The 6,524-nt window shown below is 68.8% G+C and carries 6 protein-coding genes; 2 read left to right on the top strand and 4 right to left on the bottom strand.

Going from position 1 to position 6,524, the window contains the following annotated elements; translation table 11 throughout:
• Nucleotides 1-194 precede the first annotated feature (194 nt).
• The 4 genes from FV234_RS20025 to FV234_RS20010 all read right to left on the bottom strand — a co-directional run bounded on the left by FV234_RS20025 (nt 195) and on the right by FV234_RS20010 (nt 5,234).
• Nucleotides 195-2,279 (bottom strand): family 2A encapsulin nanocompartment cargo protein cysteine desulfurase, encoded by a 2,085-nt coding sequence (locus FV234_RS20025; protein WP_147831239.1) that lies wholly within the window; start codon nt 2,277-2,279, stop codon nt 195-197.
• Nucleotides 2,266-3,657 carry a family 2B encapsulin nanocompartment shell protein gene (locus tag FV234_RS26970; protein ID WP_147831237.1) on the bottom strand — a complete coding sequence of 464 codons (1,392 nt, stop codon included), beginning with the start codon at nt 3,655-3,657 and terminating at the stop codon, nt 2,266-2,268. Before FV234_RS26970 ends, FV234_RS20025 begins: the two co-directional genes overlap by 14 nt.
• A 490-nt stretch (nt 3,658-4,147) precedes the next feature.
• The gene (cysE, locus tag FV234_RS20015; protein WP_147750682.1) at nt 4,148-4,993 is read right to left on the bottom strand and encodes a serine O-acetyltransferase; all 846 of its coding nucleotides are present in this window, start codon (nt 4,991-4,993) and stop codon (nt 4,148-4,150) included.
• Nucleotides 4,994-5,036: 43 nt separating this feature from the next.
• Complete coding sequence (locus tag FV234_RS20010) at nt 5,037-5,234, bottom strand: hypothetical protein (protein ID WP_147750683.1); 198 nt, start codon at nt 5,232-5,234, stop codon at nt 5,037-5,039.
• A 358-nt stretch (nt 5,235-5,592) separates the two neighbouring features.
• Here FV234_RS20010 and FV234_RS20005 point away from each other — a divergent pair, with 358 nt between their 5' ends.
• Together FV234_RS20005 and FV234_RS20000 are read left to right on the top strand one after the other, a co-directional pair.
• Entirely contained in the window at nt 5,593-6,027 is a 435-nt protein-coding gene (locus FV234_RS20005) for a YeeE/YedE family protein (RefSeq protein WP_147831235.1), read from the top strand.
• Entirely contained in the window at nt 6,021-6,491 is a 471-nt protein-coding gene (locus FV234_RS20000) for a YeeE/YedE family protein (RefSeq protein WP_238272570.1), read from the top strand. Before FV234_RS20005 ends, FV234_RS20000 begins: the two co-directional genes overlap by 7 nt.
• The last annotated feature ends 33 nt before the right edge of the window (nt 6,492-6,524 follow it).

Raw genomic sequence — 6,524 nt, 5'->3', positions numbered from 1 at the left:
ATATATTACGTCTTGGTTTTGATATAACAAATCGACATTGAATTTATGTTTCGATCGATTTATTGATCAAGTCGAATTTATTGGTACAAAAAGTCAATGGATAGACGCGTGAAACGGCGAGATGCCGGTGCCAGATTAATGGCATCGACGTCTCGTTCGATCAAGCAAGCTGCAGCAACGGAAATCTTGACCCGCTAGTGCCGCGCCAGGCGGTGCAGAGCCTGGAGGAAGACGTCCACGTCCTCGCGGGTGTTGTAGAAGGCCAGCGAGGCGCGGATCGATTGGTCGACGCCGAAGCGTCGCAACGCCGGCAGGGCGCAGTGGTGGCCGGAGCGGACGGCGACGCCGTGGCGGTCGAGATGGTGGGCCACCGCTTCGTTCGCCTGGCCTTCGATCGTGAAGGACATCACGCTGGCCTTCTCGCGGGCGGTGCCGATCAGGCGCAGGCCCTTGATGTCGGCGAGACCCGCTTGCGCGTAGTCGAGCAGGTCGTGCTCGTAGGCGGCGATGGCCGGGAGGCCGACGCTCTCCAGGTAGTCGAGCGCCGCGCCGAGGCCGACGGCGCCGGCGATATCGGGTGTGCCCGCCTCGAACTTCTCGGGCGCGCCCTTGTAGACCGTCCTGGTGAAGGTGACGTCCTCGATCATGTGGCCGCCGCCTTGCCACGGCGGCATCGCCTCGAGCAGGTGCGTCTTGCCGTAGAGGGCGCCGATGCCGGTCGGCCCGAACACCTTGTGACCGGAGAAGACCACGAAGTCGGCATCGAGCGACTGCACGTCGATGGGGATGTGCGGCGTCGACTGCGCGGCGTCCACGAGCACCGGCACGCCGTAGGCGTGGGCCAGCGCGATGATCTCGCGGACTGGGTTCACCGTGCCGAGCGCGTTGGCGACGTGGGTCACCGATACGATCTTGGTCCTCCCTGAGAGCAGGGCCGCGTATTGCTCGAAGATGATCTCGCCGCGATCGTTGACCGGGACCACGCGCAGGGTCGCGCCGGTGGCCTGGCTGAGCAGCTGCCAGGGTACGATGTTGGCATGATGCTCGATCGTCGAGACGATGATCTCGTCGCCCGGGCCGATGTTGGCGCGTCCGTACGAGTTCGCCACGAGGTTGATCGCCTCGGTGGTGCCGCGCACGAAGACGATGTCGTCCTTCGATGGGGCGTTGAGGAAGCGGCGCACCTTCTCGCGGCCGCCCTCGAACAGGTCGGTGGAGCGGGCGGCCAGCGTGTGCGCCGCCCGGTGGATGTTCGAGTTGTGGCGGGCGTAGAACTCGGAGGTCGCGTCGATGACCGATTGCGGCTTGTGCGTGGTCGCCGCGTTGTCGAGCCAGACCAGCCGATGCCCGTTCACGCTCTGGTGAAGGGCCGGAAAGTCCTTGCGGACACGCTCGACGTCGAAGGGGGCGCCGACCAGGCTCGACGGGGTCGAGGTAACCCGCGGAACCGGGCCGTGATGCCGTGAAGGCTCGACGCGGGGCGCGGCCTGCAGCTTGGCGTGCGGCTTGGCGTTCCGCGGCGATCCCGTCAGGAAGTAATAGTCGCCCGACGTGAACGGCTGGTCGCCGCCATGCTTCACCGTCCGCACGGGGTCGCCGGAAGGGCGGCCCGTGCGCTGGAAGTTCTCCTGGGCAATGTCGACGCCGGCCTTCGACGGGTCGGCCGGCACGAGGCTCGGCGCGACGGCGCTGGCGAAGGCGTTCGCGCGCGGATGATCCGCCGCGACCCGCCGATGCAGGTCGGGTCCGCCGGGGAGGAAGGCGGCCACGTCCGGCAGGCTCGGCACGAAGAATTCCGGCAGGCCGTGCCGCGCTGACGGAACGCCGCGCTGCGACGCCAGCGGGTCCGCGAGCGGATGCACCGACGGGATCGTCGCCGTGTCGAGGAAGCCGGCGCCGGCGGGCGCGGGCGTCCCGCCGAACGGGTTCGCCGCGGAAGGCCCCGTCAGGCCCAGAATCCCGGCGGCAGGGCCGCCGACATTGCGCGCGCCGAGGCTGGCGGCGTCGGGCTGGAATCCCGACGCCGCCGAGGGGGTGCCGAGGCCGGCACCCGGCAGCGAGGGCTGTCCGGGGCCCTGGGGAAGGCTCTCCAGGCCCTGCGGCAGTTGCGGCGAGGCCGGCGGCGACGGGGCGAACGGCGCGGACGCCGCCTGCCCCTGGCCGTAGATCTCGCGGGCGAGGCGCCCGACGAGGTCGGCGTGGGCTAGGGACGCGGCGCTGTCGCCCGTGGGGATGCCGATGGCGGACGTGCTCAACGCGCCGGCCTCAGGCGTAGTCATGGTAGTTGCCGAGCAGCACGTTATCGAGGCGTGCGATCGCATCCTCGACCAGGACCGCAGCGGAGAAGTAGCGGGTCACCAGGTGCGAGGCGATGGAATGGTCGTTGGTGCCCATGTAGCGCACCGACAGGCCCGGTTCGATCTCGCCGGTGACGCCGGACTTCTGCAGGCCGACGACGCCCTGCTCGCCTTCGCCGTCGCGCAGCAGCAGGATCGAGGTGGTCTGCGCGCCGGTGGCCGGGTCGACGTCGATCGGTAGCTTGTCGCTCGGCACCAGCGGCACGCCGCGCCAGGTGAGGAACGGGGCGCCGAACAGGTGCACCACGACCGGCGGCACGCCGCGGCGGGTGGCCTCGCGGCCGAAGGCGGCGATGGCGCGGGGGTGGGCGACGAAGAAGGCGGGCTTCTTCCAGACGAGGGTCAGCAACTCGTCGAGGTCGTCCGGGGTCGGCGGACCCGAGCGGGTCGGGATGCGCTGGCGCCCGCCCACTTCGTTGAGGAGGCCGAACTCGGAGTTGTTAAGCAGCTCCCACTCCTCGCGCTCCTTCACGGCATCCACCGTCAGGCGGATCTGCTCGCGGAGCTGGTCGATCTCGTTCGAGTAGAGATCGGTGACGCGGGTGTGGGTGTTGAGGATCGTCTGGATCGTCGAGAGATGGTACTCGCGCGGATCGATCTCGTAGTCGACGAAGGTCGTCGGCAGGCGCGGCGCGCCGGTGTGCACGGCCAGCAGCTCGATGCCCTGCTCGCCGTGGCTGTTGGTGTGGCCCTTCAGGCGGTCGCGCTCCTCGACATAGTGCGCGATGCGGTTCTTGACCGCGTCGTCGTCGAGCGCCGCGCGGTCGAGGGTCAGCAGCGTCACCGCCGAGAGCGCCTTGACGGCCGGTGCGGGCTGGCCGTCGCCGACGAGGGTTTCGTCGCCGAAGAAGTCGCCGCGGGTGGCCAGCCCCGAGCGCAGGCGGTTCTTGTACGGGCCCGACAGCGAGAGCTCGACGGTGCCGTCGGCGACGACGGTCAGGCTGCGGTCGCCGGCGCCGCCTTCCGAGATCGTCTCCCCGGCGTTGTGCCGGCTCTCGGCGAACTTGCCGGCGAGCGCGGACAGCTCGGCGTCGCCCAGGCGGCTGAACGCCGGCACGGCGCGGAGCGAGGCGGGACTGATCGTGCGGGCGTTGCCGTCCGTGGCGAGGTCGATGCGGCCGGGTTTGGCCAGCACCACGGCGCGCCGGTTCACGCGGTAGACGCCGCCGTCCACGTTGACGAAGGGCAGCAGCCGCAGGAGCCAGCGCGGGGTGTTCGCGAGGTTCTGGACCGAGGTGACGGTCGCGGTCGATAGATTGCGTGCTGCCGATGCGCCCACGCTCAGTCCTTGTCCGCTCATGTCCGGTCGTCCCCACTTTGTTTTTGAATTGTGTCGCGCCCTCTGAAGAACAGGCGCGATCGATCAGCCGCATTAACGCTGCGTTGAGAGCAAGCACGCTCGGCTAAGAAATCGAATGCTTTACATGCCGTTGCGAAACCTATGCAGCATCGGGATAGAATGACGGTCTAGCCTCGACTGCGACGCATCGTCAATAGAAGAATATTCCGAATTTGTGGAGCGCTGCAGTATCGCTTCCTGTCTATCGACCGTATGATGAGGACGATTTCTGGAAAAGGGCATCTCGAGAGAATGAAATTCTAGAAATTACGCTCCGAACGCGAGGTTCGACGGGAAATCCTCTTCAACGGCGTCCCGTGCGGCGGAGCCGGTCCGCGCGGCCTTGCGCCTCTTCCCGGGTCACGAGTGGCGTGGCCGGCCTTTGCGACCTTTGATTCCGCCGAGATCGGGCGGCAGCCTTCAACGGCGCCCAAGTCGAATCATCGTCGGGTCAGATCCCGTCTCCGAAGAACTGGTCCATGCTCTGCGCCGGCTCCTCGTTGCGCGGCAGCTTCGACACCACCCGGGCGGGCACGCCGGCGACGGTGGTGTGGGCCGGTACGTCGTGCAGCACGACCGCGGCGGCGGCGACCCGGGCGCCTTCGCCGACGCGGATGTTGCCGAGCACCTTGGCGCCGACGCTGAGCAGCACGCCGCGCTCGATCTTGGGATGGCGGTCGCCGCTTTCCTTGCCGTTGCCGCCGAGGGTCACGGATTGGAGGATCGAGACGTCGTCGGCGATCACCGTGGTCTCGCCGATCACCACGCCGGTGGCGTGATCGATGAACACGCCCGAACCGATCCGCGCCGCCGGATGGATGTCGGCGCCGAACACCTCCGAGATCCGGCTCTGCACGTGCAGCGCCAGCGTCGCCCGGCCCTGGTGCCAGAGCCAATGCGCGACGCGGTAGCCCTCCAGCGCCGCCAGCCCCTTGTAGAACAGGAACGGATCGAGATAGCGGCGGCAGGTCGGGTCGCGCTCGCGGATGGCGACGAGGTCGCGCACCGCGTGGGCGCCCGCATGCGGGTCGGCTTCGAATGCCGCCAGGCACAGGTCGCGCATCGCCAGCCGGGAGAGGTCGCCGTCGCCGAGCCGATGCGCGAGCCGGTAGGCGAAGGCCTGCGCGATGCTGCGCTGGTCGAGTACCGTCGCCTGGATGATGCCGGCATAGAGCGGCTCCTCGACGAGCGCCGCCTCCGCCTCGCGACGGACCTCCTGCCAGACGGCGTCGACGGAGGTGCTTCGGCTCGTCGTCCGCAGCGGCGCCTGCGGCAGGGCGGAGCGCGCCTCCAAAATGGCGCCGAGACTCACGCGACGATCCTCGATTCGAAAGGCATCCTCACGCCGCCTGCTTCTTGAAGAGATCCGGCAGGTAGCGGTGCAGGGTCTCGTGGCCGTCGAACTTCACGTCCAGGGTGAGGCTCGCCGCCGGCGCCTCCGCATGCGTCTCGACCACGCGGCCCAGCGCATGGCGCCAGATGCCGAGCGCTTCCGCCACGTCGAGCCGTGCGAAGATCACCTGGTCGCCCTCGACGATGGAATCGGCCCGTGCGGTCCGATTCGCCGCCGGCCGGCGAGGCCGATCCGCGACCGAAGGGGCGGGAGAGTCCATGTCCTCCGTCGCGTCGAAATCGGAGAAGCTTTGCGTGGCGGAAGCCCTGTCCAGCAGCATGAATATTCCGTTAAGTAATTGTTTGAATTGGATAATTAGCGATGCGAACCTCGATTGCAAGCCTTGTTTCCGTTCCAGGGGCGCGATAGGCCGGAGGAGATGTCGGCATTTCCGGTCGGCCGGAACCCCCGCGGATGATGAAGTCCCTTGTCGAAAGCCGCCTATCGGCTGCGTGCCGCGGCGACACGGCCGTGCGCGCGGCGCCTCGGCGCGGCGTGCGGGCATGAGCGCCTTTCTCCCCGCGCTCGCCGGCGGCGCGCTCATCGGCCTCTCGGTCGCGATGCTGCTGCTGCTGAACGGCCGCATCGCCGGGATCAGCGGCCTGGTCGTCGGCCTCGGCACCGACAGGGGCGAGCGCCGGCGCGTGGACGCCGCCTTCGTCGCCGGGCTGCTCTTCGGGCCACCCGCCTTCGCTTGGCTCGCCGGGGCCTGGCCGGAGATGCGGATCGTCGCCTCCCTGCCGGTTCTCGTCGTCGCGGGCCTCCTCGTCGGGTTCGGCACCCGGCTCGGCTCGGGCTGCACCAGCGGCCACGGCGTCGCCGGGTTGGCGCGGCTTTCGTCGCGCTCGCTCGTCGCCGTGCTCACCTTCCTGGCGGCCGGCATGGCGACGGTGGCGCTGATGCGCACTTTGATGCCGACCTCGGGCGTGTCGTGGTGATCGGCCTCTGGCGCATCCTCGCGGGGCTCGCCGCGGGCCTGGTCTTCGGTCTCGGCCTGTCGCTCTCCGGCATGCTCGATCCGGTGCGGGTCCGCGGCTTCCTCGACGTGACCGGACCTTGGGATCCGAGCCTGATGTTCGTGCTCGGCGGCGCCGTCACGGTCTCGGCGCTCGGCTACCTGCTATCCCGCCGCCTGCCGCGGCCGGTCCTCGACGAACGCTTCCAAATTCCGACGAACCGCCGGATCGATCCGGCCCTCGTCGGCGGGTCCGCCCTGTTCGGGATCGGCTGGGGGCTGTCCGGTTTCTGTCCCGGCCCGGCCGTCGCGGCGCTGTCGATCGGCGGCCTGCCGGTCGTCGTGTTCGTGCTCGCGATGCTGGCCGGTATGGCCGGTCACGCCTGGACGACGCGAACGGACGCGGTGGTGCCGGAGCCGCTTTCGTCGTCGAAAGCGTTCCGGTGAACCGTTCGACCGCGGATGAGCACCGTGCGTTCG

Origin of the sequence: Methylobacterium sp. WL8 (assembly GCF_008040045.1) — a bacterium.
Lineage (GTDB): Bacteria > Pseudomonadota > Alphaproteobacteria > Rhizobiales > Beijerinckiaceae > Methylobacterium > Methylobacterium cerastii.
This window is presented reverse-complemented; position numbering and strand designations above follow the sequence as displayed.

Bases quoted from the DNA above. Each gene is read 5' to 3' on its own strand.
- FV234_RS20005 (WP_147831235.1), top strand. From the start codon at position 5,593: ATGAGCGCCTTTCTCCCCGCGCTCGCCGGCGGCGCGCTCATCGGCCTC.
- FV234_RS20025 (WP_147831239.1), bottom strand. From the start codon at position 2,279: ATGACTACGCCTGAGGCCGGCGCGTTGAGCACGTCCGCCATCGGCATC.
- FV234_RS26970 (WP_147831237.1), bottom strand. From the start codon at position 3,657: ATGAGCGGACAAGGACTGAGCGTGGGCGCATCGGCAGCACGCAATCTA.